30 protein-coding genes and 1 tRNA gene are annotated in these 22,693 nt (G+C 64.7%); 17 read left to right on the forward strand and 14 right to left on the reverse strand.

Translation table 11 applies throughout. From position 1 onward, the window contains the following. Together ODR01_RS18740 and ODR01_RS18745 are read right to left on the reverse strand one after the other, a co-directional pair. On the reverse strand, nucleotides 1-267 hold the full coding sequence (locus ODR01_RS18740; protein WP_316979229.1) for a hypothetical protein: 267 nt from the start codon (nucleotides 265-267) through the stop codon (nucleotides 1-3). After that, nucleotides 264-938, reverse strand: coding sequence for a sigma-70 family RNA polymerase sigma factor (locus ODR01_RS18745; RefSeq protein ID WP_316979230.1), 675 nt, complete (start codon nucleotides 936-938; stop codon nucleotides 264-266). The genes ODR01_RS18740 and ODR01_RS18745 overlap by 4 nt, the downstream gene beginning before the upstream one ends. 161 nt (nucleotides 939-1,099) lie before the next feature. On the opposite strand from ODR01_RS18745, the gene ODR01_RS18750 reads away from it, so the two are divergent. The 4 genes from ODR01_RS18750 to ODR01_RS18760 all read left to right on the forward strand — a co-directional run bounded on the left by ODR01_RS18750 (nucleotide 1,100) and on the right by ODR01_RS18760 (nucleotide 2,926). Next, the gene (locus ODR01_RS18750) at nucleotides 1,100-1,816 is read left to right on the forward strand and encodes a hypothetical protein (protein ID WP_316979231.1); all 717 of its coding nucleotides are present in this window, start codon (nucleotides 1,100-1,102) and stop codon (nucleotides 1,814-1,816) included. Between the two features lie 211 nt (nucleotides 1,817-2,027). Further along, entirely contained in the window at nucleotides 2,028-2,207 is a 180-nt protein-coding gene (locus ODR01_RS18755) for a hypothetical protein (protein ID WP_316979232.1), read from the forward strand. Nucleotides 2,208-2,523: 316 nt separating this feature from the next. Beyond that, on the forward strand, nucleotides 2,524-2,745 hold the full coding sequence (locus tag ODR01_RS25275; protein WP_394356852.1) for a DUF433 domain-containing protein: 222 nt from the start codon (nucleotides 2,524-2,526) through the stop codon (nucleotides 2,743-2,745). Continuing rightward, nucleotides 2,738-2,926, forward strand: coding sequence for an MbcA/ParS/Xre antitoxin family protein (locus tag ODR01_RS18760; RefSeq protein WP_316979233.1), 189 nt, complete (start codon nucleotides 2,738-2,740; stop codon nucleotides 2,924-2,926). The genes ODR01_RS25275 and ODR01_RS18760 overlap by 8 nt, the downstream gene beginning before the upstream one ends. 3 nt (nucleotides 2,927-2,929) lie before the next feature. Here the strand turns inward: ODR01_RS18760 and ODR01_RS18765 are convergent, their stop codons facing one another. Beyond that, complete coding sequence (locus tag ODR01_RS18765; protein WP_316979234.1) at nucleotides 2,930-4,363, reverse strand: DEAD/DEAH box helicase; 1,434 nt, start codon at nucleotides 4,361-4,363, stop codon at nucleotides 2,930-2,932. 47 nt (nucleotides 4,364-4,410) lie between these two features. On the opposite strand from ODR01_RS18765, the gene ODR01_RS18770 reads away from it, so the two are divergent. Continuing rightward, nucleotides 4,411-4,737 (forward strand): hypothetical protein, encoded by a 327-nt coding sequence (locus tag ODR01_RS18770; protein WP_316979235.1) that lies wholly within the window; start codon nucleotides 4,411-4,413, stop codon nucleotides 4,735-4,737. Here ODR01_RS18770 and ODR01_RS18775 read toward each other — a convergent pair. The 3 genes from ODR01_RS18775 to ODR01_RS18785 all read right to left on the reverse strand — a co-directional run bounded on the left by ODR01_RS18775 (nucleotide 4,689) and on the right by ODR01_RS18785 (nucleotide 5,619). Next, nucleotides 4,689-5,063: a hypothetical protein gene (locus ODR01_RS18775; RefSeq protein WP_316979236.1), complete on the reverse strand. Its 375-nt coding sequence runs from the start codon at nucleotides 5,061-5,063 to the stop codon at nucleotides 4,689-4,691. The genes ODR01_RS18770 and ODR01_RS18775 overlap by 49 nt on opposite strands. Before the next feature lie 97 nt (nucleotides 5,064-5,160). Beyond that, on the reverse strand, nucleotides 5,161-5,376 hold the full coding sequence (locus ODR01_RS18780) for a hypothetical protein (protein ID WP_316979237.1): 216 nt from the start codon (nucleotides 5,374-5,376) through the stop codon (nucleotides 5,161-5,163). 27 nt (nucleotides 5,377-5,403) lie between these two features. Further along, nucleotides 5,404-5,619 carry a hypothetical protein gene (locus tag ODR01_RS18785; RefSeq protein ID WP_316979238.1) on the reverse strand — a complete coding sequence of 72 codons (216 nt, stop codon included), beginning with the start codon at nucleotides 5,617-5,619 and terminating at the stop codon, nucleotides 5,404-5,406. 143 nt (nucleotides 5,620-5,762) lie between these two features. Between ODR01_RS18785 and ssb the strand changes: the two genes are divergently transcribed. The 7 genes from ssb (at nucleotide 5,763) to ODR01_RS18825 (ending at nucleotide 9,674) form a co-directional block, all read left to right on the forward strand. Beyond that, the gene (ssb, locus tag ODR01_RS25280) at nucleotides 5,763-6,962 is read left to right on the forward strand and encodes a single-stranded DNA-binding protein (RefSeq protein ID WP_394356853.1); all 1,200 of its coding nucleotides are present in this window, start codon (nucleotides 5,763-5,765) and stop codon (nucleotides 6,960-6,962) included. 71 nt (nucleotides 6,963-7,033) lie between these two features. Further along, a complete protein-coding gene (locus ODR01_RS18800; RefSeq protein WP_316979239.1) occupies nucleotides 7,034-7,264 on the forward strand; it encodes a hypothetical protein in 231 nt (76 codons plus the stop codon). Nucleotides 7,265-7,374: 110 nt separating this feature from the next. After that, nucleotides 7,375-7,662: a hypothetical protein gene (locus tag ODR01_RS18805; RefSeq protein ID WP_316979240.1), complete on the forward strand. Its 288-nt coding sequence runs from the start codon at nucleotides 7,375-7,377 to the stop codon at nucleotides 7,660-7,662. A 117-nt stretch (nucleotides 7,663-7,779) separates the two neighbouring features. Beyond that, nucleotides 7,780-8,010: a MerR family transcriptional regulator gene (locus ODR01_RS18810; RefSeq protein WP_316979241.1), complete on the forward strand. Its 231-nt coding sequence runs from the start codon at nucleotides 7,780-7,782 to the stop codon at nucleotides 8,008-8,010. Continuing rightward, nucleotides 8,007-8,300 (forward strand): response regulator transcription factor, encoded by a 294-nt coding sequence (locus ODR01_RS18815; RefSeq protein WP_316979242.1) that lies wholly within the window; start codon nucleotides 8,007-8,009, stop codon nucleotides 8,298-8,300. Before ODR01_RS18810 ends, ODR01_RS18815 begins: the two co-directional genes overlap by 4 nt. A gap of 99 nt (nucleotides 8,301-8,399) precedes the next feature. Beyond that, entirely contained in the window at nucleotides 8,400-8,681 is a 282-nt protein-coding gene (locus ODR01_RS18820; protein ID WP_316979243.1) for a hypothetical protein, read from the forward strand. Between the two features lie 111 nt (nucleotides 8,682-8,792). After that, a complete protein-coding gene (locus tag ODR01_RS18825; protein ID WP_316979244.1) occupies nucleotides 8,793-9,674 on the forward strand; it encodes a hypothetical protein in 882 nt (293 codons plus the stop codon). Between the two features lie 24 nt (nucleotides 9,675-9,698). Here the strand turns inward: ODR01_RS18825 and ODR01_RS18830 are convergent, their stop codons facing one another. The 3 genes from ODR01_RS18830 to ODR01_RS18840 all read right to left on the reverse strand — a co-directional run bounded on the left by ODR01_RS18830 (nucleotide 9,699) and on the right by ODR01_RS18840 (nucleotide 11,177). Then, nucleotides 9,699-9,893 (reverse strand): hypothetical protein, encoded by a 195-nt coding sequence (locus ODR01_RS18830; protein WP_316979245.1) that lies wholly within the window; start codon nucleotides 9,891-9,893, stop codon nucleotides 9,699-9,701. Between the two features lie 250 nt (nucleotides 9,894-10,143). Beyond that, nucleotides 10,144-10,219, reverse strand: a tRNA-Met gene (locus tag ODR01_RS18835). A gap of 142 nt (nucleotides 10,220-10,361) precedes the next feature. Beyond that, on the reverse strand, nucleotides 10,362-11,177 hold the full coding sequence (locus ODR01_RS18840; protein ID WP_316979246.1) for a hypothetical protein: 816 nt from the start codon (nucleotides 11,175-11,177) through the stop codon (nucleotides 10,362-10,364). A gap of 778 nt (nucleotides 11,178-11,955) precedes the next feature. Between ODR01_RS18840 and ODR01_RS18845 the strand changes: the two genes are divergently transcribed. Further along, entirely contained in the window at nucleotides 11,956-12,459 is a 504-nt protein-coding gene (locus ODR01_RS18845) for a bacteriohemerythrin (protein WP_316979247.1), read from the forward strand. Nucleotides 12,460-12,466: 7 nt separating this feature from the next. Here ODR01_RS18845 and ODR01_RS18850 read toward each other — a convergent pair whose 3' ends face one another. The 4 genes from ODR01_RS18850 to ODR01_RS18865 all read right to left on the reverse strand — a co-directional run bounded on the left by ODR01_RS18850 (nucleotide 12,467) and on the right by ODR01_RS18865 (nucleotide 16,659). Continuing rightward, nucleotides 12,467-13,162 (reverse strand): tetratricopeptide repeat protein, encoded by a 696-nt coding sequence (locus ODR01_RS18850; RefSeq protein WP_316979248.1) that lies wholly within the window; start codon nucleotides 13,160-13,162, stop codon nucleotides 12,467-12,469. Between the two features lie 137 nt (nucleotides 13,163-13,299). Continuing rightward, nucleotides 13,300-14,304, reverse strand: a complete 1,005-nt coding sequence (locus ODR01_RS18855; protein ID WP_316979249.1) for an MDR family oxidoreductase — start codon at nucleotides 14,302-14,304, stop codon at nucleotides 13,300-13,302. Between the two features lie 88 nt (nucleotides 14,305-14,392). Continuing rightward, nucleotides 14,393-15,541 carry a ZIP family metal transporter gene (locus ODR01_RS18860; protein ID WP_316979250.1) on the reverse strand — a complete coding sequence of 383 codons (1,149 nt, stop codon included), beginning with the start codon at nucleotides 15,539-15,541 and terminating at the stop codon, nucleotides 14,393-14,395. After that, nucleotides 15,541-16,659, reverse strand: a complete 1,119-nt coding sequence (locus ODR01_RS18865; RefSeq protein ID WP_316979251.1) for a multicopper oxidase domain-containing protein — start codon at nucleotides 16,657-16,659, stop codon at nucleotides 15,541-15,543. Before ODR01_RS18865 ends, ODR01_RS18860 begins: the two co-directional genes overlap by 1 nt. A gap of 182 nt (nucleotides 16,660-16,841) precedes the next feature. Between ODR01_RS18865 and mntR the strand changes: the two genes are divergently transcribed. Continuing rightward, on the forward strand, nucleotides 16,842-17,261 hold the full coding sequence (gene mntR, locus ODR01_RS18870; protein WP_316979252.1) for a manganese-binding transcriptional regulator MntR: 420 nt from the start codon (nucleotides 16,842-16,844) through the stop codon (nucleotides 17,259-17,261). On the opposite strand, the gene ODR01_RS18875 is transcribed toward mntR, so the two are convergent. Next, nucleotides 17,258-17,860, reverse strand: a complete 603-nt coding sequence (locus ODR01_RS18875) for a LysE/ArgO family amino acid transporter (RefSeq protein ID WP_316979253.1) — start codon at nucleotides 17,858-17,860, stop codon at nucleotides 17,258-17,260. The two genes, mntR and ODR01_RS18875, sit on opposite strands and share 4 nt — an antisense overlap. Nucleotides 17,861-18,034: 174 nt before the next feature. Between ODR01_RS18875 and ODR01_RS18880 the strand changes: the two genes are divergently transcribed. The 3 genes from ODR01_RS18880 (at nucleotide 18,035) to ODR01_RS18890 (ending at nucleotide 22,652) form a co-directional block, all read left to right on the forward strand. Then, a complete protein-coding gene (locus tag ODR01_RS18880; protein WP_316979254.1) occupies nucleotides 18,035-18,751 on the forward strand; it encodes a TylF/MycF/NovP-related O-methyltransferase in 717 nt (238 codons plus the stop codon). 83 nt (nucleotides 18,752-18,834) lie between these two features. Next, complete coding sequence (locus ODR01_RS18885) at nucleotides 18,835-20,037, forward strand: NnrS family protein (RefSeq protein WP_316979255.1); 1,203 nt, start codon at nucleotides 18,835-18,837, stop codon at nucleotides 20,035-20,037. 68 nt (nucleotides 20,038-20,105) lie between these two features. Next, entirely contained in the window at nucleotides 20,106-22,652 is a 2,547-nt protein-coding gene (locus ODR01_RS18890) for a carbohydrate binding domain-containing protein (protein ID WP_316979256.1), read from the forward strand. Nucleotides 22,653-22,693: the final 41 nt, after the last annotated feature.

Genomic DNA, 22,693 nt, shown 5'->3' on the forward strand with positions numbered 1-22,693 from the left:
TCAGCGCTCCACCAGATTTTCACGCCGGAAATCCGACTCGTCATTCGACAACTGCTCGAAATCGCCGGGCCCCATCAGCTCGTTGATAAGAAAAGAGACGATCCCGTTCTTGACACGATGCAGTATTCCCCGCTCGTCTTCTTCCCATTCGACGTATTTCCACGAGTTCTTTATGTAATCGCGGGTGTCTACCATCACGACTTTTCCGCCACGCACGGGCATCGGAACGATATACTCTGGGAGAAGCGTCGTTTTCTTTGTCATCATTTCCTCCCTGTGATCTGCATTGCGATCATGATTTTCTTCAGACGCGCGCACGCTTTGACGCTGATTTGCCGCGTGCGTTCGTGTGAGATCCCAAGCTCTGCGCCGATCGTTGAGAGCATTTTCCCGGCCAGACGCCCCTCGATGACGACGCGTTCCTGCCCGCGCAGATGAAGAATTGCGGCGCGCAGGGCGTCGTCTCGGACCCGCGCGATGATCACTTCATCAGCGCCAGGCGTAGGGTCTGGAAGATCGATCCCGGCGTCCTGGTCGTCAGTATCCGCAGCGGCTGGATCGATCCTCACTGAGATCATGCTCGCAGCAATCGTCGCGCCGCGGCGGCCAGCCGCATTCACCGGCACGCTGGCCGGCCCAAGCATCTCAGCGAGATACCGCGAGATCCGCCGGTCAGCGCAGAAGCCCGCGAATTTCCCGATGTGCAATCCCCGCGCGGGGTCGAATTTGTCGACGGCGTAGATGATGCCTTCGATCGCTGCCTGCTCTGCGTCTTCCCTGTGGCCTGGATTCGAAAGCGTCCGCCTGCGCGCAAGAACGCCGGCCAGCGTCATCAATGAAACAATGAGGTCATCTCGCGCCCTGCGATCGCCGGCCGCGGCAAGAACGGCAAGTTCCTGCTGCCTGTCTTCTTGTTCTTTATTGTTTTTCTTGGCCATTTCGGCTCCTCCTACTTATAGATCTATGTCCAAAATAATTTTCATCACCGCTTGAAAAAAATAATTTGAATGAAACTGCATTTTGTGGCTTGCGGAGACTGCGGGAGCCCTGACATCCCTTTTGAACGAAGTTGTGAGACCTTGAAAAGCAGGAGGAAGAAATGGCCAAGTTTGTGAATGAAGATCAGATGCTGGATCGCGATGCCGAGAAGCACCTGAGCCGTCAGATCGATCGTTTCGTCGTTGCGACGATCGCTTTCGAAGAAGCGGAAATCGCCGGCGCGCCCGTCGAAAAGCTGAACCAGCACGCCCGGCACGCCGCTGGGATGCGGAAGACGCTGGAAGAGATCCGGGAAGGCGCGCAGGACGCGGCCAGGAAGTTCGAGAAGGCCCGGCAAGCGAAGTTCGCCGGCCAGAAAATGCTGGAGAAGCTGATCGTGTCGGTGTCAGACGATCCCGCCCGCACGGCGGATAAGATCGCGCAGGCTGATCGGGCCGGGATCTCGATCGAAGAAAATCAAGTCGCGTGGCGTCGGGACCTGAAGCCCCGTACGGGCATTAATCGGGCCGCCTATGCTGTCTTCGATGCCATCCGTGCATTCGTCGTTCCCGCCGCCAGAATGGGCCAGGAAGCCCGCCAGCGGGCCGAGATCGTCAATGCGATCTCGGTCTACCGGGGGCGGATCGCGACTGCAGATGCGACGATGCGGGCGGGGCTGGAAGGCGCGGCTCGCGGCCGGGTCATCGGGAAGGTGTTGGAGCAGCAGAAAGCGCCGGCAATGAAGATCGATCAGATCCTGAAGGCGATCGGCACCCCGGAACGGGCGAAGGCCCCCGTGCAGGAGCGGTTCCACCGGCCGGGCGGCTACGAGAGATGAAGGGGGGTGATCCTCGTCTGAGAGCCCCCGGTTTTCCGGGGGTTTTCTTAATTCCGGATCAAACGCTGGAGACGATCCAACATACATGCGTAGGCGGGTCCAAAAAAATGCATCTGACCGAAATATTTTTGTTGACACGACGAAATATGGAATAATCTCTTTGGATATGGAAGGCCGGCAGGTGCCGGTCAAAAAAAGAAGGAACAGGAAGATGAGTGAATTCGAAACGCGCTCCGCAGCTTTCAAGCATGGCTATTCGCGCGGATACAGCGATGGCGTCAACGCCCGCTTCGACGTCAGATTTGAGCCGGACGAAGACATGGGATGGCGCGGAGAACAGGAAGATGGCTACGAGAAAGGCTTCTATCAGGGCTCAAGGCGCCACGCCTGACGCCAAACCAAGCCGCCGGTTCGCCGGCGGCTGAGCTTGGTGCTTTCATCCGCCAAGAAACGCAACCTTACCCCGGCTTCGGCCGGGGATTTTTTGTGGTATGATACGGAATGAACAGAGAGATGCCAGACAACGATCGACGCGTGTCACCGCCTGCTCCGACGCCGCGCGCCATCAAGGCGGCTGCCTCTTACAGGCGTCGCGTGGCAAATGCTGGCTACGCCAAGGCGATGGATATTGGACGAGCCTTCTCTGCCAGATACCTGCGAGCCATGGCGGCACTCGCCCGCGGCTCAGTGGCGGGAGAGGATGAGGCATGAATCGACAGCATCACGCGTACCCTCGGCGGATCGTGTCGACGCCGGGAATCTGCTGCGGAGAGCCGCGGATTCAGGGGACGCGGCTGACAGTCGCATGGGTCGTCGAGATGACCAGCGCCGGCGTCGCGTATGACGAGTTCGCGGCGGAGTATGATCTCACGAAGCGGCAGGTTGATGCCGCGCTAGAATATGCGCGACAGGCTGGAATCGATGAATAGAGATGACGTCATCGCAAAAGCGATGGTTGTGCTGGGAAGCCAGGAAGCGGCCCAGTCGTGGCTCAATCGCCCGGCCATTGGCCTTGCTGGGGCCCGGCCGGCCGATCTCCTGGGCTCGCAGGATGGTATCGCGCTGGTTGCCGAGTATCTCGATAGGATCGATGCCGGCGTGTATTGCTGAGCGCTAGGCTGCGCGGCGTTTTCTGTTGTTGAATTGGCTCCAGGCCCAGCCAGCCGATTTTCCGATTTTCTTTGCGAGAATATGGAAATCTTCCAGACTACGGCAGTCCGCGGATGTGTTGATTGTCGCGGCCTTCGCTTCTTGCCGGGCATTCTTCACTGCCTCTGCACGGGCCTTCTTCTGCCTGGCGGCTTCCCGGTCTTCGCGCCGGATCTCGCTCAACGTGCCCTGCCGGACATCCAGGCGCCGCTCTTGAACGGTATACTGATGCCGGCAGATAGGGCAGGCCGGAGCCGGCCTGTGGACATGATAGCATTCCGGGCATCGTCGGATCGTTATTGGCTCGGCTTTTTCGGTGCGACGGACCGCGCCTTTCTCGAGGCTCCATTCCCGGTCGTCATCCGGCCAGCCATGCGTGCCGACGTTCCCCGCGTGGTCGATCCAGCCGGCGAAGGTTTTGCCAGGCGATATGCGCAGGATGCGTCCGATCTGCTGCATATATAATGAGAGGCTCTGGGTCGGGCGGAGAGAGAGGCCGAAATTCACGGTCGGCACGTCGAAGCCCTCACTGATGACGTCGACGCTGATGAGCACGTTCAGCCTGGCCGCGGCCAGGTCGGCCGTCATCGCGCGCCGGTCCGTGTCTTTGCTCGCACCCTCGATCACCGCAGCGGAATACCCGGCCGACCGGAATTGTTCGGCCGTCCGGTGTGCAAACTGCAGGCTGGGGCAGAACGCGATCGCCGGCGCGCCCTGGGCGATCCGGGTGTAATGCTCCAGCGAATCTCCGATCAGATGCGCCTTCTCGCAAACTTCAGCCAGGGCATCTGAATTGTAGTCGCCTTGTTTCGTGATCGGCACGCCGGATAGATCGAGGCGGGTGCCGGACGGCGCCCATATCCGCGCTGGGACAAGCCAGCGGAGGTCTGTGAGTTCCAGCACGCTGGGCCCGGTGACCAGCACATCGAAGCTGTCGCCCAGGCCCTTGCCGTCGAGCCTGCACGGTGTCGCTGTGACACCAAGCACCCAGGCATTCGAATATGCCGCAAGGATCAATGCCCAGGTTCCGGCCGGGGCATGGTGGGCCTCGTCTATGATGATGAGATCGAAATGTCCGATCCGATCGAGACGCCTGGCGACGGTCTGCACGGTGCCGACCTGGACCCGCGCGGAAAGATTCTCCGGATACCCTCGAGCCAGGCACGCATGATGAACGCAGGCGTCCTTCAGGGCGCCGGAGATCTGCGAAACCAGGAAACCACGATGCCCGAGAATCAGCACGCGCAGACCGCGCGCAGCGGCCAGGCGGGTTATCTCTGAAAAGCATATTGTCTTGCCGCCGCCTGTCGGCAATAATCCAAGCACACGCTTATGCTCGCGTGTGAAAGCCGCACGCAAGTCGCCGATCCACAAGTGCTGGTAATCTCTAAGTTCCACATAGTTTAAATATATAAACTATCCGGAATTTTTAAACGGAGAAAGCGATGGAAGAGCCGTATTTCTCTGTCGAGATCGCGGGTATTACGGTTGAACTGGTCGATGTATCCGACGACCGCTCGCGGGATGAGCATCTCTTCATGATGCGTGGCGCGCCCGAGCGCTGGAAACTCGGCCCGCCTGTGCGAAATTATGATACCCGCCAGGCGGCGCAGGAAGATGCTGATCGCGTGATCGTCCGGATCTTGTCGCTGTGTCACGCGACAGAGCGCGATCGATTTACTTGGTCACCTGCCGGCGCGGAGTGGCGATATAGAATCGCGCATCAGGGCCATTCGTCGGCTTCAGCTTCGACGCCGATCCGCTCTTCATAGAGCGCGAGGAAGGCCTGGATCGCCTGCCTGGCGGCGGTCTTTTCTTCGCTGTCCGGGAACTTTTTCACGAAGCCCAGCGCTTTGTTTCCGGCTTCGAAAACGGCGTCGTCGCGACTGATCGGCTCAGGTTCCATAGTGCAGATGCTATCGACGATGCTGCGGCAATCCATGAATGATTGGATCGCTCCGCGGCGGTCGTTCATCTGCATCGTGCTCAAGCGCCCGAGCGCGACTGCGGCTGCCTCTCCGGCTGCGTCCATCGCGCGCATCGTCGCGCAGCGGACAGGCGGATAAATCTGATCGATCGGTTTTTGGGCGTCGTTCATGGCTTCCTCCGTGCCGCGTTTATAGCGCGGAGACTGACGCGCGCAAAGCAAAACCGCCGCTGTTATGCGGCGGCTTCGTGCCTGTGCTGGTGAGATGTCAGCCGGCCAGCTGCTCGAGCGTGTCCGCCTCGAGAGGCTCGTCCGCTGCGAGATGCGCGAGGTATTCTTCCATCTGCTCGAGCTTTGTCCATGCCGCGCAGGGACACAGGAACCATTCCTCGTCGCTCTCGCACGATTTGAATTCCCTGAGAACATCGAGCGCGGTCTTCAGATCCTCGCGGGATCGTTGTGTCTTGAGAAAATCGATCAGCATCTGCCTTCCCTCCTCTCTCTTATATAGTCAGGCTGCGCGCCTGTGCGGCTTTGTGTAGACGATCCCCAGTTTCTCGTCTTCTTCGCGCTCTTCTGCGCGCTCTTTCCTGAGATCTTCGTTCACGCGCCGTTTGACGCGGCCGGTGTTGATCGTGCCGTCCGCTGCCAGGCCGCGGTGCACGATTTTCCCGGCGGCTTCGTAGGCAGCCATGGCCCGGTTCAGATCTTCTCGTGTAATCGTCATTGTTTCCTCCATGTGTTAGCGGTTCTCTACTGACAAAGCTATTAGCGGCCAGAAAAATTACAATAAAAATCTTCATTTTTCTGAATTTCAAGCGTCGTTGAAAAGTTTTTTAGACTTATATCCTTAGTATGGAGGATGTAAGAATGATAAAGACGCCTGGGTTTCACGACATTTCCGCTCCAGACTACCACCGCGATCCTTGCCCGATCCCTTCTTTGTCTTCGGGTATTGTTGAAAGTCTGATTTTCAGGTCGCCGATGCACGCCTGGGAGAAGCATTCGCGCTTGAATCCTGCGTTCGTCCACGAGAACAAGAAATGCTTCGATCTCGGCCACGCGGCGCATGGGCTGATGCTCGAGAACGATGAGACGTCGCTCGAGATTATCGAGGCCCCTGCGTTCAATCGAAAGATGGCGGACGGGCGCAATTCTTCGGATGTCCGCGATGAAGCGTATGCTGCCGGCAAGACGCCGCTCCTCCGCGCGCAATATGAAGAAGTGCGCGCGATGGTGGATGCCGGCCGCGCGCAGCTTCGCGAGTTTGTTGGCTGTGAGCATGTCTTCGATCCAGCGCACGGGACCGCGGAATCCACAATGATCTGGGAAGAAGACGGCTTCTTCTTCCGCTGCCGGCCCGATTGGTTGCAGGACGATCTCCAGGCCGTATATGACCTCAAGACGACCGGGCGCACAGCAGAGCCGCAGGCGTGGGCCAGGACGGCCCTGTGGCCTCATAACGGCATCCAGGCCGCTTACTACTTGCGCGGGTTGAGAGCGCTTGGGATCGCGTCGGAAGATACTGTTTTCCGGTTCGTCGCGATCGAGACGACGCCACCATACGCGATTTCGATTGTCGAACTGACGGCGGCCGCCCTGGATCTCGCCGGCAGGCAGGTCGAGACCGCAATCAATCTGTGGAAGCGGTGTCTCGCCGCGAATGAGTGGCCGGGCTACCTCGGACGCGATCCGGAGGTCCATGCCACGTCGGACGGGAAGAAGATCGTGAACTTCCCGCTCGCCACCAGCGAAAGCTGGAAGGACAAGCAGTCTGGCGAGCGCAAAGAAAAAACCGAGTGGCACCGCGTCGTCATCTTCAACGATCGCCTGGCCGACGTCGCCGAGAAGTACCTCAAGAAGGGCGCCAAGGTTTACATCGAGGGAGCGCTTCAGACCCGTAAGTGGGCCGACAAGGACGGAAACGATCGCTACACCACCGAGATCGTGCTCCAGAACTTCCGCGGCGAGCTGACCATGCTCGACGGCCGCGGCGCCGGCGGAGAGACACCGGCCCAGGCACCGGCGGCTGGCAAGCAGGAAGCCGAGAAGGAAGACATCCCCTTCTGAAAATCGCAGCCCTGAAAAAAGATTGCGGCCCCATCTTTGCGAGGGGCCGCTTCTCTTTTCAGGGGGTTCGAATGGCAAAGCCAATCAAAATTCTCGCGTCTGTGAATGCGTATTCCCGGGCGGATGCCGCCAAGATTCTCCGCGGAATCGCTGATGAAATCTCGGGTAGAAGGGCCGAAGGGGAATATGTGCTGTCTACCGAGCGCGCATCCGCGCTGATTTTTCTATCGATCGGGGAGCCGCCGCCGGAATCCGCTGACGCGTCGATCGCGCGGCACCACGGGTTCGGTGGCACGGAATGATCGTTCATCTCCCCGCAAGGGTCCTCGCATGCTGTTCCGAGCCCCCGTACGAGATCGCAAAGGCGGTCAGCGCGTCTGATTCTAGGGCCCGCGTCGAGTGGTGCCAGTGGTTGCTCGATCTCGAGGCGCTATCCGCCGCCCGCCTGGCTGCGCTTGATCTCGTGATACTCGATGACGCCTGCTTGGGCGGGCTACCGCAGATCTGTGCAGAGCCGCTTGTCGACCGTATCGCGCCCGTCCCTCTCTATATCTATACGCGCATAGCAGACCGCGATTATTCCCGTGCATACATCGATGCCGGCTGCACAGGTGTCCTCCGCTACGACAGCCTGGCGTCCCAAATCGACGCCGCACTCATCGTCGCGCGCATCCGCCGCCTGACACCCGCGGCGGCATGAAAAAAAATCGGAACGCCTGGCGAAACGATATCAGATTTTATTCAGGGCCGCCGCGCCGGCCACCATTCCGTCCGGGAAAAGCCGGCGGAAACGTCCAGGAATTCAAGGGTTTACGACATGCCTGCCAATGATTTTGTAGATACATATTTCACTATCGCGGAGGCCCGCGACGCAATCGAGCGCGAGCTGGGAATCGCGTATTCGTTCGAGCAAGTGCGGCGGATGGCAGATGCCAGGAGGCTCCCGTTCTTCAAAGATCCAGCCGGAAAGCGGCGGATCTCTAGGACAGAGCTCTTCGCTGCGTTTTTCAGCGCTCAATGCGAAGCAAAGAAGCGGATGGCAGCATGAGCGAGGCGCCAACGATCGTGGTTATCATCGTACTGAAGCCTGGCGCCAGCGCCAGTGCGGCGCCGGTGTGCGCCGCAGCAGAACCCAAGCCTGGCGCCGCGGTCGATCTATCCCCGCGCGAACGGGAAATCTTGGCTGGCGTAGCGCGCGGCGAGTGCAATAAGGAGATCGGCCGGCGCCTTGGCATCGAAGCTGATACCGCGAAAGCGCATCTGCGAAACATTTTCAAGAAGATCGGGGTTGCGAACCGGACGCAAGCCGCGTTGTGGGCGCTAAAAAATCTTCGTTAGGATTGAAGATTTCTGTTGACACGAGAAAAAGCAGAATAATCTCTCTGAGTATGGAAGGCCGGCAAAGTCGGTCAGGAAGGAAAGAAGAGGAAGAAGATCATGACAAACACAACCGGACGCGAAGCGATCATGCAATACATCATCGAAGAGGTTGCAGACGACGCGATCGATGATGCGCGCGAACACACGGATAGCGATGACAGCGAGATCATCGCGGAAGTGGCTACGGAGATGGTCAAAAACGCTTACCTGCTCGATGTCCTGTCTGCATACGAGCGAGATGGCATCACCCGCGAAGAGATCCGCGACGCTCTCGGTGGTAGCGGTGCCTTCCCGTTCGAGCCCGTCTACGACGCCGCATTCGAGATCCTCGAGGGCTGACCCCATGCCAGATGACCCGGCTGCCAACGGGTCATCGCGTATGGTGCCAAAGATTTTTGTTGACACGACAAAACAAGAAGATTACATACAAAGAAGAGGAAGGAGAAGGTCATGAAGAAGTTCACATACACACGCGGTGAAGTTGAGCGGCACGACCGCCACGATTACCTGCAAACGTGCTTTTTCACGTGCTGCATTTATCGCGATGGCAAGCCGTACCTCACGCCCGGCGGGCTCAGCGAGGCGGAATGCGAGGCGAATGCCGATCATGCGCTGGCTGGTCTCAACAAGCACGCGGACGCGAAGGCCGCTGCAGATCAGAGCGAACTGCCGATAAAGATCGAAGAGGCCGAGAAGTGGTTTAATAGGGCGCACGAGCAGGTCGAATACGTGCGCGGAGTTGTATCGGGCTATGAGCAAGCCATGGCTGATGCTTTCGGAACGCACTGGTTTTCCGGCGCGCCCGAGATAGCTCAGAAGGAGCTCGCGCGTTTGCGCACGAAACGCTCCGAATTGGAGCAGGCGAAGCGCGAGGCGCGCAAGGCGCTGACCTCGCTGCGCGACCAGCTTTTCGAGGAGCGGTGCAACAAGATCGAAGCGGATCTGGCTGCGATCCACGTATCTCACGCCAGCGCCAGCGAGAACCCCGTCACTGTAACCGCGGCGCGCGTCAACAAGACGGACAACGGCGTCGATCTCTTCGCGCGCGTGCTGCAAGATAGCCGGAGCGGCTGGGTCGTCGCGAAGATGCCGGCCGATAAGCTCAAAAGAGCAATCTGGGGGCCGGCGTTCAATAGCGATTTCGCTGCCAATATCGTCGCCGGCGGTGATTTCATCAGTTTCGCCAGCGCGTGGGGCCTCTGCTTCGAGCCCGCGCCGGCCGGCTATCTCGAGCCGCTGATGGAAGACGATGACGAAATCGCCGCCTACCGCGCACGCTTGCCGGCCGTCGCCGCTGATCTGAACGCAGCAATCGAGCGGCTGGATGCCTGACGCCGCCTTCCTTCCTGAACTTCCTCACCTGCCAGCGGCCGCACGCCGCTGGCTTTTTTCTTGGCGCTCTCGCGCCTCGATCTCATCGATGATCTGCTGCCTGCGGGCTGAAATTTCAGCATACACGCGCTTCGTCAATTCCCAATCCCGGGCCCGCCTCTCTTTATATTCCCGCTCCAGCTTCTTCTTTTTGTAGTTGTTCCAGATTTCAAAGATCATCGCCCCGTGCGCCGCGCTGGAGTTTCACCGGCGCGCACGGTAACCCGTGCGGGTTAACCCAACATGAATCCAGCGACGGATTCTCCAGCCATTTTTGCTGCAATTTTGCTGACTCACATCCACGCACCGCCGCGCATGGGCGGATTCCTGCGGGTCTCAGCGAGCAGCAAAGTGGCAGTAAACTAGAGATCCAAGACCAGATCTAAAAAGAAAAGCCCCCGAAAACGCTTTGTTTTCAGGGGCTTACATCTGGTAGCGGAGGAGGGATTCGAACCCCCGACACAAGGATTATGATTCCTCTGCTCTACCAACTGAGCTACTCCGCCATCGGGCGCACCCGCTGGCGTGCGGTGGCAGCGTAATAAGCCCAAATCCGCGCCCAAGTCAAGGGAAGCGGACCGGCCGCCGGAGGCCCCTCTCGGGGGCTCCGGCGGAGAGCCGACAACCGCCCTTCGAAGAGACCCGAGCCTAGGCCTGCGCCGGCTTCGCCGAGACGGCGCAGGCGATGGAGGCCGTGACGAACAGCAGCAGCAGGCCGACGCCGATCACCGCCGTGCGAAGCGCCCCGACGGTGGCGGCGAACTTGGCCCGGTCGTGCGCCACGACGGCCACCCCCAGCCGCCGGCCGGACAGGTCGTGGACAGGGCCGGCCAGGATCGCGGTTTCCCGGTTGCCCAGCCGGTGTTCGCGAAGGATGGTTTCTCCGGCGGCGGCCCGGCGCAATTCGTCGCCGGTGAGCCAGACAGCGCCGGCCAGGGTCGTGCCCGCGGGCATGATCTTTCCCTCGCGCACCGCGAACAGGGCGGCGTCGACCCCCGACTTCTCTTTGAAGCCGTCGAGAACAGGGTTGATGCGGGAGAACGCGGGGGTGCCGGCGGCCGGCTCGAGCCCCGATACCGGGTCCTGGCCGTCGCCATTCAGCACAATGGCGCGCGGCATCCCGAACAGATCGCCGCCGATGCGGTCGAGCTGGCGGAATGGCGCAGAATAGGCCGCCGTCACGATGCCGGAATGGGGGCGACCAGTACGCCCCTCCTCGCCGAGACCGGAACCGGCGTTGCGGACATCCGGGGAAACGTCGTCGAACGCCACCATCCGGGCGGGATCGGCGGCAAGGACCATGCCAAGATTGCGGAAGTGCCCGTCAAGTTCCCGTTTTTCGGCTCGCGCGATCATGCTTTCCAGACCGAACATGCCGGAAAGCGAATAGATCACGGCAACAAACGAGAAGGTTATGACGGTCCATAGTATTACAGTTGTATTCGGCTTTCTTGCTTTCGTCATAGTGGGCGGTTCCTCGTTTTTTTTTGGTTTTCAAGCGGATTGCTATGGCACGAACAGCGCCATGTCAAACGACGAATGCGAAAAAACCCTGGGGCCGCCCGCAACCCCGCCCGGCGCCTGTACGAAGCCCCGATTTCCCGGCATTTTTCCCCACGCTTTCCGCCACTTCCGGGACCGGCTCGCGGGAGGTTGAGCGAGGCGACTCCGGTGCGCGGCCGGCACATTACAAATCCTTAATGCCGTCGCCATCCGCCGGTAACCTGGGCGCCTCTATTCTTAGCTCGTCGATTTGATAGAGAGTTCCGGTCGAGGCCCGCCGCCGAGCAAGGCGACCCCCAAGGCAAGGAGGACCAGTGGTCCCCCGATGGTCCTCCTCCTCTCGGCCTTGCATCGTTGCCCGCCGCTTCAGCGCCTCTCGGCGGCGGCGCGGCGGGCCTCCCGGAACTTTCGGAGGTTGAAGCGTGTTTTCCCGCGTCCGGCCGCGACGGCCGGACAACTCGCCCTGGCCGGCGCCGCCGGTTCCCGGTTCTGCGGAAGTCGTCAGATCCCGGGATTCCTGCGGCGCCGGCTGCCCCCCACGGCAGCGGCAGAGGGCCGCCTTCACAGGGAAAACACAGCGATGCCACGGAATTGTCACGGCCTGCCGGGCTATTCTCGATCGTCGCCCGGCGTGACGGCGCAGCCGGTGGAAATGGCCGGTTGGAACAGCATCGGGGGAAACTGTCCGCGCAGTGTGGGCAGGAGGTTCGTACTTCTGGACTGACGGAGACCTCTCGCCATGCCCAAGTTGCCTTCCCTGCCCAGCCGACCCTCCCCCGTCCTTCGCCGTCCCGCGCATACCTCCGGCTCCCGGCGGCGCGATGTGCTGGCCGAGATCAACACCGCCAACGAGTGCCTGTTGTTCCTGGTGTCGGCGATGTTCGGCGCGAACCGGCCATGCCAGCGGACCGGCGGCTCCTGCTCCAAGATCGGCGATCTTCTTACCTTCCTTCGGCGCCGCTTCGCCGAGGAGGAACGAATGATGGATGACGCCGGCTATCGGCCGGCGGGCCTTCACCGGGCGGAGCACCGCGCGATTCTCGCCCGCCTCGAAACCATGCACAGCACCCTGGAATGCGGCAAATACGATCCCGACGCCGTCCTCGCCTTCCTGGAATCGTGGGTGATCGACCATATCGAGACCCACGACAAGCCGCTGGGGCAGTATTTCGCCGCCGACATGGACGACGGCATTCCCGCTCCCCGCGCGCCCAGACGGGACAGCCACGTGGTTGCCCACTAGTCGCCAGTCAGGAATTCGGCTTCCGCCAATCGACCGATTTCGCCAGGCGCTCGTCGGCGAGGCGCTTGGCCTCCGCCTCCTGTTCGGGCGTGAGGTCGTCGAGCAGTTCCTGCCGCACCGCGTCGCTGACCTTGAGGCCGGAGGCGGCCGCCATGGTCAGCCACATCAGGGCCCGCTGCGAATCGCGCTTCACCCCGTCGCCACGGGCATAGAGGGAGCCGAGGTTGAGCCGCGCCTGAACGGTGCCCCCGTCCGACGCCCTTTCGTAGAGCGAGGCGGCCATCGCCGCGTTGGCCGGCACGCCTTGGCCGCGTTCGTACATGAGCGCGAGGTTGTATTGGGCGCGAGGCGAGCCGCCCTCGGCCGCCTTGGCGTACCAGCGGGCCGCCTCGGCAAGATCCGCCGCCACGCCACGCCCTTGGTAATAGAGAACGCCCAGACGGGTCTGGGCCTCGACGTGGCCCTGCTCGGCCGCCCGGCGATACCACTTGGCGGCGGCGGCCATGTCGTTGTTGCCGCGCACCCCGGTCTCGTACATGACGCCGAGGTAGAACTGGGCCTCGACGTTGCCCGCCTCGGCGGCGCGTTCGTACCAGTTCATCGCCTGGCCGAAGTTCTGAGGCACCGGAACCTCGGCCGCCGCCATGGTCGATACGCCGATCAGCGCCGCGACGAATGCCGCGCAGAAGGCCCCGCGATTCATCACTCCTCCCGAACCCTGGCCGCCGGGCGGAGTGTAATACGGTTTTCATCAAACATCTAGATATTGTGGCAAATTCCCACCCCGCCACGAAGGGTGGAAGCCGAACGGAGTATCAAGGCGCCCTCGATACCGCCCTGTCAGGCCCTGACCTCGACCAGCGTGCGGCCGCGCACGCGCCCGGCCAGAACGTCGGCCCCGCGGTTCGCCACCTCGGCCAGCGGCACCGACTGGGTCATCCACTCCAGCCGGTCGAGCGGTAGTTCGCTGGCCAAGCGGCGCCAGGCGGCGACCCGCCGCTCGAGCGGGCAGAACGCCGAATCGATGCCGAGCAGGTTGACGCCGCGCAGGATGAAGGGAAGGACCGATCCCGGGAAGGCCGGCCCGGCGGCATTGCCCACCGCCGCACACGAGCCTTGCGGTCGGAGGCCGGCCAGCACGGTGGCCAGCGGGACGCCGCCGACGTTGTCGATGGCGCCGGACCAGCGCGCCGTTTCGAGCGGCCGTTGCGGCCCCCTGGCCAGCTCGTCCCGCCCGACGATGACGGTGGCGCCGAGCTCGCGCAGGTAATCGTGCGCCTCGGCCCGGCCGGTCGCCACCGCCACCCGATAGCCGAGCGCCGAGAGCAGGGCGACGGCGATGCTGCCCACCCCGCCGGCGGCGCCGGTGACCAGCACCTCGCCCTCGTCGTAGGGGCTGAGTCCGTGTTCCTCCAGGCTCATCAGGGCCAGCATGGCCGACAGCCCGGCGGTGCCGATGGCCATGCTCTGGCGAAGCGACAGGCCGGCCGGCAGCGGCACCAGCCAGTCGGCCTTGACCCGCGCCCGCGTCGCATAGCCGCCCCAGCGCACCTCGCCGACCCGCCAACCGGTGAGGATCACCGGATCGCCCGGCCTGAAGGCCGGCGAGGTCGAGGATTCGACGGTGCCCGCGAAATCGATTCCGGGAATATGGGGATAGGTCTTCACCAGGCGGCCGATGCCGCCCAGGATCATCCCATCCTTATAGTTGACGGTGGAATAGGCGACGGCGACGGTGACCTCGCCTTCCGGCAGCGACTCCTCGTCGAGTTCCTGGACGGCGGCCGTCACCTTGCCGTCCGCTTCTTCCAATACCAGGGCGGTGAAATGCTCCGCTATCGCCATGCTCTCCTCCCTGCCGGGCAGGCCGCCGCTTGCGTTCCGCCCTATTCTAGATCATTGCCGGCCTTTGTTGAATTGCCCTCGCCACCGGCTAGATCAGCAGGGCCGTTCCGTACATGACGGCGAGGCCGGCGGCGAAACCGGCGAGCCCGCTGCCGGTCAGCCAGCCATCGCCCGCCGCCGACGCCCGCCGGCCGATGAAGGCGCCGACCTCGACGATCACCTGGAGAATGGCGCCCGCCCCGATGCCGAAGCACAGCACCGCCCAGTGCGGGGCGAAGGCGAAAGCGCCCACCCAGGTGCCGGCCACCGCCGGCAGGCCGGCGACGGCAGCCAGGCCGGCGAACAGCGTCCAGCCCGGCCGCTCGCCGACCAGCGGCGCCGAGATGCCGACCCCTTCGGTCACGTTGTGCAGCATGAAGCCGACGATCAGGAACGAGGCGAGCGCGGTTTCGCCAATGGCGAAGGACGCCCCGATGGCCAGCCCCTCGCCCAGATTGTGCAGGCCGATGCCGAGCGCGATGTAGAAGGCCAGCGCGCGGCCTTCCGGTCGCCGGCCGCCGCGCCGCCCGATCCACATGAGGGTAAGGAAGGTCGCTCCCGCGGCCAGCCAGACGGCCAGTCCGGCCTGCAGGCCGGTGGCCGCCTTCGCCGCCGCCTCCAGCCCCTCCTCCAAGGTGTCGATCAGCAGGAAGGCGAGCAGGCCGATGGTCAGCGCCAGCACGAAGTCGAGCCCGCGGCGCGAAATCCGGCGGAGCAGCGGGAAGAACAGCATGCCGGTCGCCACCGGCACCACGCCGACCATCAGGCCGACCACGGCGAATACGGCGAAGTCGGCGGCGCCCTGGCGAGGCGTCGTCGCCGCCACGGCGATAGTGTGCTCGAAGGTCGCCCCCGTCGACGTCACCACCTTGACGATGTGCGGCTCGCCGGCGGTCCACGGATAGGGGATGTCGAGACGGGCGGCGGCCAGCCGGCCGAGGGGGGCGTCGGGAGTGAGCGTGAATTCCCAGTACGCGCCGTCCACCTGGACCTGGGCGACGGTCAGCGGCTCCCAGGCCCCCGAGCGCACCGTCAGGTGCAGGCCCTGGCCATCCAGCGTCGCCCGCTCGACGGTCAGTTCCTCGGCCGGCGGCACCCCGGCCGAGAGGAAATCCAGCGGCCGCGTGGTGACGAAGACGGCGGCGATCGCCACGATGACCGCCAGCGGCAGCAGAGCGCGCGTCCAGGCGGCGGTCATCACGCCACCTCGAAGCGGCTCATCCAGCCGAGTTCGGCGAACTCGGTCTGGTGGGCGTGGAACATGTAGGAGCCGGGCTCGTGATCCTTGAAGGTGAATTCCAGGATGCCGCGCTGCGCCTGGCACTGCATGACGGTGTCGATGGTCCGCGAGCTGGGCGTCAGCGTCGTGCCGTGGTCGTAGTAGTCGAAGAAGTTGCCGTGCAGGTGGAAGGAGTTGACGGGGTCGAACTCGGTCAGGTTGACCAGATAGACGCGCACCGGCCGCTCGCGGGCGATGCGGATGGGCTTCTCGTGAAAGGCGAAGGCGATGGAGTTGACGGCGTAGACCTCGTTCTCCTCGTCGAAGTTGGTGTCGAAGCCGTTCATCACCATGACCATCTCCTGCCAGACGGCGTTTTCGGGGGTGCCGAGCAGACGCGATTTCGCCGCTTCGCGATGTTCCGGGTGGCGATCGGGGTCGGGATCGACGATGAAGGCCCCATAGAGCCCCTTGTGCAGGTGGCGGCGCAGCGGAAACGAATGGCAATGGTAGAGATGGCAGCCGAAGGGCCGCGCCGTGAACTCGTAGACGAATTCCTCGCCGGGGAAGGCCTCGCCGGCCCCGGGGATTCCGTCCATGCGGGCCGAATGGATGCCGTGGAAATGAAGGGTGTGGGGATGGGCGCCGCCGTTGATGAAACGGATGCGGATGACGTCGCCCTCGGTCGCCCGCAGCGTCGGCCCGGGAACCCGGCCGTTGTAGGTCCAGGCCGGAAAGAAGACGCCGGGCGCGATCTCGATCTCGCGATCCTCGGCGACGATCTCGAACTCGCGCAGCCTGCGGCCATCGGAAAGCGTCGAGACCGTCCCCGTCTCCCAGTCGGTCAGCATGGCGTGGGGATCGAAGCCGTTGCGCGCCGCATCGACGGCGCCCTTCGTGCGATTGCCGGCGGTATGGGGATGTTCGGCAACGCCTTGCCCATGGCGGGCCGGGGCCGGCGCGGGAGCGCCATGGCCATGACCGGTCTGGGCCGCCGCTTCCGCGCGCGCCAACAGCAAAGCGCCGGCGCCGCCCGAAACCGCCAGCCCCGCGCCCAGAAAGCGGCGCCGCGACAACAGCCGTTCGATCAGACCCATACGGTACCCTCCGTTCCCGCGATGGATCGTTTTCCGCCCGTTGGACCTGCCGCTCCGGTAGCGCCGGAGGCTTTTTTAAAGCGTATGGTAAAATAGTAAGCCTATGCTACATTTCTGGCAAGGGCGGAAATGATGTAGAATGCGTCCCAGGCGCCCGACCCACCGGCAGGAGACGAACGGCGATGACGCCAGCGACGCGCAAGAGCACCCCCGCCCGCTACGACCACGTCCGCACGTCCCACAAGAACGAGATGGCCGAGGACTACGTGGAACTGATCGCCGAGTTGATCGATTCGGCTGGCGAGGCCCGGCTGGTCGACATCGCCGGGCGGCTTGGCGTTTCCCATCCCACCGCCAACAAGGTGATCGGCCGCCTGCAGCGCGAGGGTCTGGTCACCAGCCTGCCCTATCGCGCCATCTTCCTGACCGACGAGGGCCAGGCCCTGGCTGCCGAAGCCAGGCGGCGCCACCGGATCGTCTACGACTTTCTGGTCTCCATCGGGGTGAGCGCCGAGACCGCCGAACTGGACGCCGAGGGCATCGAGCATCACGTCAGCGAGGAAACGCTTTCCGCCCTGGAGGGCATGACGCGCGGCCGCTAAAGCAAAGTGGAAGCCAGGTAGACGGCGGTTCCCCACATGATGACGGCGCTGCCGCGGTTGAGCAGCCCCCTGACCCCGCGGATGTTGGAAACCACCCGCCCGAGAACGGCGAGAAACAGGAAATAGCCCCAGGAAACGCCGATGCAGGCCAGCGTGAAGGCCATGCGCTCGGTCTCGCCATAGGCCAGCGAACTGGGGCCGATGACCCCCACCGTATCGAGGATGGCGTGCGGATTGAACAACGATACCGAGGCCGCGAACGCCATCTGCCGGCGGGCCGAAAAGGCGCCGGTGGCGCCGCTTTCCGCCGAGCCGGCGCCGTTTCGCCACAGCAGGACGCCGACGACGACGAGAAAGACGACACCGCCCGCCACCAGCCCCATGCGCAGCCAGGGCACACCCAGCACCGCCACCGACACGCCGAACACCGCCACCAGGATCAGCAAGGTGTCGCACAGCCCCGCCGCCGCCACCGCCGGCAGGGCGCGCACCAGCGACGGCTGGCCGGCCCCCTGGGCGAGCACGAAGGTGTTCTGCGGCCCGAGCGGCAGGATCAGGCCGAACGCCAGCACGATGCCGTGGAGAATGGCTGCGGTCACGGACGGGATGCCTCATGGCGGGAAAGTGTCAAGGCGGCGCAGAATGGCCGCAGGCGGCGGGGCGGTCAAGGTAGGAGGCGACCTCGGAGGCCCCACATGCGACAGAAATGTCACATCGGGAGCCGCCTGTTTTCGGCGAGGATATTGGGAGAGAGAAATTCAGCGGGGGACCCGATGCCACGGATACTCGATGCCCTTTCCCGGCGCCTGGACAACGCCCTTCTGCCGCCCCGCGCCCGCGAGGTGCGCCGACGCCACCTGACCTATCTCACGCCACGCAAGCTGCGGGCGCTGGATGCCACCCTTCGGCATGTGTGCCGGACCGGCGTCGAGGGCGATTTCCTGGAATTCGGCGTGGCGCTCGGCGGCTCGGGCATCATGATCGCGTCTCGCGCCGACGACCGGCGCGCCTTCCATGGCTACGACGTCTTCGGCATGATTCCGCCGCCGGGACCGGAGGACGGCCCGCGGGCGCATCGCCGGTATAGCGAAATCCGCTCGGGCCGCTCCGGCGGCCTCGGCGACGATCCCTATTACGGCTATGTCGAGGACCTTTACAGCCGGGTCTGCCGCACGTTCTCCGACTTCGGGCTGCCGGTCGACGGCCGGCGCGTCATCCTTCATCGCGGCCGGTTCGAGGAAACGCTTAAGGCCGACGACCGCCGCCCGGTCGCCTTCGCCCACATCGACTGCGACTGGCATGACCCGGTGTCCTTCTGCCTGCGGGCGATCGGCCCCCGCCTGGCCCCCGGGGCCTGCGTCGTGCTTGACGACTACAACGACTATGGCGGCTGTCGCAAAGCGGTCGACGCCTTCCTGGCCGAACGCGACGACCTGCGCCTTCTTTCCCAGGCCCCGAGCGCCATTCTCGAACGGCGGGCGGACGCATAGGTCCGACCCGACTTTGGCCGTCGATATCGCGAGCCAAAGGCGATACAACTGACCGCCCCCCCAAGCGGACACCCGGTATCGCCATGGCCCCTGCCCCCGGACACCCCGCCGCCTCAGGCGACGAAAAGGCGCCTCCGGCGCCCGGCCGCCGGCCACTTCGCCGCGGCTTCCAGGCCTTTCCCCTGTTCTTCCCGGCGGCGGCCGTCTATGCCGCCGTCGCGGTTCCCATTTGGGTGCTCGAATTCCTGGGATGGCTGCCCGCTTGGCAACCGACGCCGGCCGGCTGGCACGCCCACGAAATGGTCTTCGGCTATGCCCTGGCGGTGGTCGGCGGCTACCTGATCACCAAGGGGTCGCGGGGTGTCATCCTGACGGCGTTCGGCCTGTGGCTGGCCGGACGGCTCGCCCATTTCGGGCCAGGGCTGCCGGCGCCGGTGGCGATCTTCGTCGATCTAGCCTATCCGGCCGTGCTTTTCGGGTTGGCCGGCCTGCCGTTCCTGCGCGCCGCCAAGAGCTGGCGCAACGCCCTATTCGGCGTCATCGTCGCCGCCTTCCTGCTGGCCCAGGGTCTTTATCACCTGGGCGGCGCCGGTCTGCTGGCGGAAGGCGAGGAGCGCGGCCTGCTGCTGGCGATCGACCTCGTCATCCTCCTGCTCTTCGCCATGGGCGGCCGGCTGATCGCCGCCACCACGTCGGGCGCCCTGCAACGCAAGGGCGGCCACCTTACCGGCGCCGCCCAGCCGTCCCTGGAACGCGCGGGCGTCCTTTGCCTCATTGCCGTCGCCCTCCTGGACGGCATCCAATGGGGCCTTCCCGTCACCGCCGCATTCAGCGCGCTGGCCGGAACCGTCATCGTCATCCGCCTGGTCCGCTGGCAGGCCTGGAAGGTGATCGGCGTCGCCGAGGCATCGGTCCTTCACCTCGGGTACGCCTGGCTTGCCGCCGGTCTGCTGGTGCAGGCGGCCGGCCGGGCCTTCGACCTGATGACGCCGCTTACCGCCGCGCACGGCGCCATGGTCGGCGGCCTGGGCGTGCTGTCGCTCGCCGTGATGGGGCGTACCGCCCAGCAGCGCCTTCGCCGGCCGCTCGGCGTACCGCCGCTGCTGGCAACCGCCATCGGGCTGATGTCGCTCGCCGTCGTTCTGCGGGTGCTGGCCTCGCTGGCCGGGCCGACGGTCGCGCTGCTGGCTGGCGCGGCCGCGGCGTGGAGTCTGGCGTTCGTGTGCTTCGGCGTCTTCCTGCTGCGCCTACTGGCCGACCGTCCGGAAACGCCGCCGGCAGTGTGACGGACGGCATGGACAGGGTGGCGGCGCACGGCCTACAACCGGACGTCGCCATCATTCGGAGCCCGGCCATGACCCTCTGGCGCTGTCTGTGGTTTGCCGCGATCGTCGCCTGCAACGCACCGGCCGCCGCGGCCGACCTGTTTCCCTTCCGCCTGCCGTGGGACGATGCCAGCGTCAATCTGACCAATCTTTCGGCGTGGAACGCCAAGCCGGCCGGCAAGACCGGTTTCGTGCGGGCCGAGAACGGGCATCTCTACGCCGGTGCCGAACGCATCCGCTTCCTCGGCGTCAACATCGTTTCCGGCGGGGCGGCGCCCAGCCGCGACGAGGCCGAGCGCATCGCCGCCCGGCTGGCGCGATTCGGCGTCAACGCGGTGCGCTTCCATCACCTGGACACCTCGACCGCGCCCAACGGCCTGCTGCAAAAGGACCGCATCACCTTCGATCCCGAGGCCCTCGACCGCTTCGACTATTTCTTCGCCGCGCTGAAGAAGGAAGGCATCTACGCCGACCTCAACCTGCACGTCGGCCGCCGCTACCCGGGGTTCGCCGACTGGGGAGAGGAGACCCCGAGATACTGGAAGGGCGTCGACAATTTCCATCCGCCGATGATCGCGCTCCAGCGCGACTACGCGCGCGGCCTGCTGACCCACGTGAACCCCTATACCGGCCTCCGCTACGCCGACGACCCGGCGGTCGCCTTCATCGAGATCAACAACGAGAACGGCCTGATCCGCGAATGGCGGACCGGCGGGCTCAACGGCATGACCGAGCCCTACCGGGGCGAACTGGCCCGCCAGTGGCAGGCGTGGCTGAAGGCGCGTTACCGCGACACGGCGGCGCTCCGTGCCGCCTGGGGCGTGCGCGAGGAGCCGCTGGGGCCCGAGATGCTGACGGCGAAGCTCGGCGTGCGTTCCGGCGAGCCGGGCTGGAACCTGCAGGTCATCGATGACGGCCGCGCCACCCTTGGCGCCGGCGAGGACGGTGCCGCCGTCCTGGCCATGACCCAGGCCGGCAAGAAGCGCTGGCACATCCAGATGCACCAGAACGGCCTGGCCTTCGCTGCCGAGCAGCCCTACACGCTTTCCCTCGCCCTGCGCGCCGACAAGCCGACGAAGGTCGTCCTCCAAGCCATGCAGGCGCACGCGCCCTGGCAGATCCTGTGGCGGGACGAAGTGACGGTGGGCCCGCAATGGCAGGTCGTGAAGCGGACCTTCGCGCCGACGACCGGCGACGAAAAGGCCCGCCTGACGCTGGGCGGCCTCGGCCACACCACCGGCACGCTGCGGCTGAAGGACGCCAGCCTCAAGCCCGGCGGTGTGCTGGGCCTGCTGCCCGGCGAGAATCTTGGGGATGGCGCCATCGCCGTGTTCGACGCCGCCGGCTTCATGGGCCGCACGCCGCCCGCCCAGCGCGACTGGATCGGCTTCCTGTGGGACACCGAGACCGCCTACTGGACCGGCCTGGCCCGCTTCCTGAAAGACGACCTGGGCGCCAGGCCGCTGATCATCGGCACCCAGACCACCTACAGCCCCGCCCCCATCCAGGCGGCCCTCGATGTGGTCGACAGCCACGGCTATTGGCAGCATCCGGTCTTTCCCGGCAGGCGCTGGGACCCCGACGACTGGTTCATCGCCAACAGCCCGATGGCCGGCGTGGCGAACGGCGGCACGCTCCCCGACCTCGCGTTGCGCCGGGTGCCCGGCAAGCCGTTCGTGGTGACCGAGTACAATCACTCGGCGCCCAGCCATTTCCAGGGCGAGGCGCTGCCGCTGCTGGCCGCCTATGGCGCCCTGCAGGACTGGGACGGGCTGTTCCTCTACAGCTTCGGGCTGCACGGCAAGACATGGGACCCCGGCTTCATCAACAACTACTTCGACAGCTTCGCCAACCCGGTCAAGATGGCCGGCCTGATCCCCGCCGCCGCCCTGTTCCGGCGGGGCGACGTGGCGGGCGCCGGCGCGCCGGAACCGGGCGCGGCCGACGTGGCCGCCTGGATCGAGGCCCTGCGCGCCAATTACCGCATCCCGGGCGCCGAGAGCTTCGGGGCCGACCGGGCGGCAACCTTCATGCGCGCGGTCGGCATCGCCACTCCGCCCGGCCAGGCCGCATCCCTGCCCTACGCCAGCCTGACCGGCGAACTGGCGTGGGGCGTCAACGGCGGGCGCACGGTGACGTTCGATGCGCCCCGCAGCAAGGGCCTGATCGGCGCCCGCATGGACCGGCCGTTCGCGGCCGGTGGCGTGGCGTTGCAGGTGACGGAGGCCCGCAACGACTGGGGCGTGCTGCTGCTCACCCGCATCGATGCCGGCGATTTCGCCGCGCCCGGCCGCGCGCTCCTCACCGCCCTGGGCCAGGTCGAAAACACCGGCCAGAGGTGGCTCGATGCCGGCAAGACCACCCTGGGGCGCAACTGGGGCGGGCCGCCCACCGTCATCGAGGGCATCGGCGCCCGCGTCACGCTGCCGGTGGCGGCCGGCCGGGTGCGGGCCTGGGCGCTCGACGAGCGCGGCAACCGGCGCGACGAAATCGGGGTGAGCGGCGGCCCGCGCGCCACCCTCGACATCGGGGAAGCCTATCGGACACTGTGGTACGAGATCGAGGTCGCGCCCTGACGGCTCCGCTCTCCGCCTTCGACGTTCGCCTTGACTGTCCG

The organism is Shumkonia mesophila, from assembly GCF_026163695.1.
Taxonomy (GTDB): Bacteria; Pseudomonadota; Alphaproteobacteria; order Rhodospirillales; family Shumkoniaceae; genus Shumkonia; species Shumkonia mesophila.

Bases quoted from the DNA above. Each gene is read 5' to 3' on its own strand.
- ODR01_RS18745 (WP_316979230.1), bottom strand. From the start codon at position 938: ATGGCCAAGAAAAACAATAAAGAACAAGAAGACAGGCAGCAGGAACTT.
- ODR01_RS18890 (WP_316979256.1), top strand. From the start codon at position 20,106: ATGACCCTCTGGCGCTGTCTGTGGTTTGCCGCGATCGTCGCCTGCAAC.
- ODR01_RS18810 (WP_316979241.1), top strand. From the start codon at position 7,780: ATGCCTGCCAATGATTTTGTAGATACATATTTCACTATCGCGGAGGCC.
- ODR01_RS18770 (WP_316979235.1), top strand. From the start codon at position 4,411: ATGGAAGAGCCGTATTTCTCTGTCGAGATCGCGGGTATTACGGTTGAA.
- ODR01_RS18750 (WP_316979231.1), top strand. From the start codon at position 1,100: ATGGCCAAGTTTGTGAATGAAGATCAGATGCTGGATCGCGATGCCGAG.
- ODR01_RS18740 (WP_316979229.1), bottom strand. From the start codon at position 267: ATGATGACAAAGAAAACGACGCTTCTCCCAGAGTATATCGTTCCGATG.
- ODR01_RS18815 (WP_316979242.1), top strand. From the start codon at position 8,007: ATGAGCGAGGCGCCAACGATCGTGGTTATCATCGTACTGAAGCCTGGC.
- ODR01_RS18880 (WP_316979254.1), top strand. From the start codon at position 18,035: ATGCCACGGATACTCGATGCCCTTTCCCGGCGCCTGGACAACGCCCTT.
- ssb (WP_394356853.1), top strand. From the start codon at position 5,763: ATGATAAAGACGCCTGGGTTTCACGACATTTCCGCTCCAGACTACCAC.
- ODR01_RS18800 (WP_316979239.1), top strand. From the start codon at position 7,034: ATGGCAAAGCCAATCAAAATTCTCGCGTCTGTGAATGCGTATTCCCGG.
- ODR01_RS18855 (WP_316979249.1), bottom strand. From the start codon at position 14,304: ATGGCGATAGCGGAGCATTTCACCGCCCTGGTATTGGAAGAAGCGGAC.
- ODR01_RS18755 (WP_316979232.1), top strand. From the start codon at position 2,028: ATGAGTGAATTCGAAACGCGCTCCGCAGCTTTCAAGCATGGCTATTCG.
- ODR01_RS18760 (WP_316979233.1), top strand. From the start codon at position 2,738: ATGAATAGAGATGACGTCATCGCAAAAGCGATGGTTGTGCTGGGAAGC.
- ODR01_RS18785 (WP_316979238.1), bottom strand. From the start codon at position 5,619: ATGACGATTACACGAGAAGATCTGAACCGGGCCATGGCTGCCTACGAA.
- ODR01_RS18885 (WP_316979255.1), top strand. From the start codon at position 18,835: ATGGCCCCTGCCCCCGGACACCCCGCCGCCTCAGGCGACGAAAAGGCG.
- ODR01_RS18830 (WP_316979245.1), bottom strand. From the start codon at position 9,893: ATGATCTTTGAAATCTGGAACAACTACAAAAAGAAGAAGCTGGAGCGG.
- ODR01_RS18845 (WP_316979247.1), top strand. From the start codon at position 11,956: ATGCCCAAGTTGCCTTCCCTGCCCAGCCGACCCTCCCCCGTCCTTCGC.
- ODR01_RS18865 (WP_316979251.1), bottom strand. From the start codon at position 16,659: ATGGGTCTGATCGAACGGCTGTTGTCGCGGCGCCGCTTTCTGGGCGCG.
- ODR01_RS18820 (WP_316979243.1), top strand. From the start codon at position 8,400: ATGACAAACACAACCGGACGCGAAGCGATCATGCAATACATCATCGAA.
- ODR01_RS18780 (WP_316979237.1), bottom strand. From the start codon at position 5,376: ATGCTGATCGATTTTCTCAAGACACAACGATCCCGCGAGGATCTGAAG.
- ODR01_RS18850 (WP_316979248.1), bottom strand. From the start codon at position 13,162: ATGAATCGCGGGGCCTTCTGCGCGGCATTCGTCGCGGCGCTGATCGGC.
- ODR01_RS18840 (WP_316979246.1), bottom strand. From the start codon at position 11,177: ATGACGAAAGCAAGAAAGCCGAATACAACTGTAATACTATGGACCGTC.
- ODR01_RS18860 (WP_316979250.1), bottom strand. From the start codon at position 15,541: ATGACCGCCGCCTGGACGCGCGCTCTGCTGCCGCTGGCGGTCATCGTG.
- ODR01_RS18825 (WP_316979244.1), top strand. From the start codon at position 8,793: ATGAAGAAGTTCACATACACACGCGGTGAAGTTGAGCGGCACGACCGC.
- ODR01_RS18775 (WP_316979236.1), bottom strand. From the start codon at position 5,063: ATGAACGACGCCCAAAAACCGATCGATCAGATTTATCCGCCTGTCCGC.
- mntR (WP_316979252.1), top strand. From the start codon at position 16,842: ATGACGCCAGCGACGCGCAAGAGCACCCCCGCCCGCTACGACCACGTC.
- ODR01_RS25275 (WP_394356852.1), top strand. From the start codon at position 2,524: ATGAATCGACAGCATCACGCGTACCCTCGGCGGATCGTGTCGACGCCG.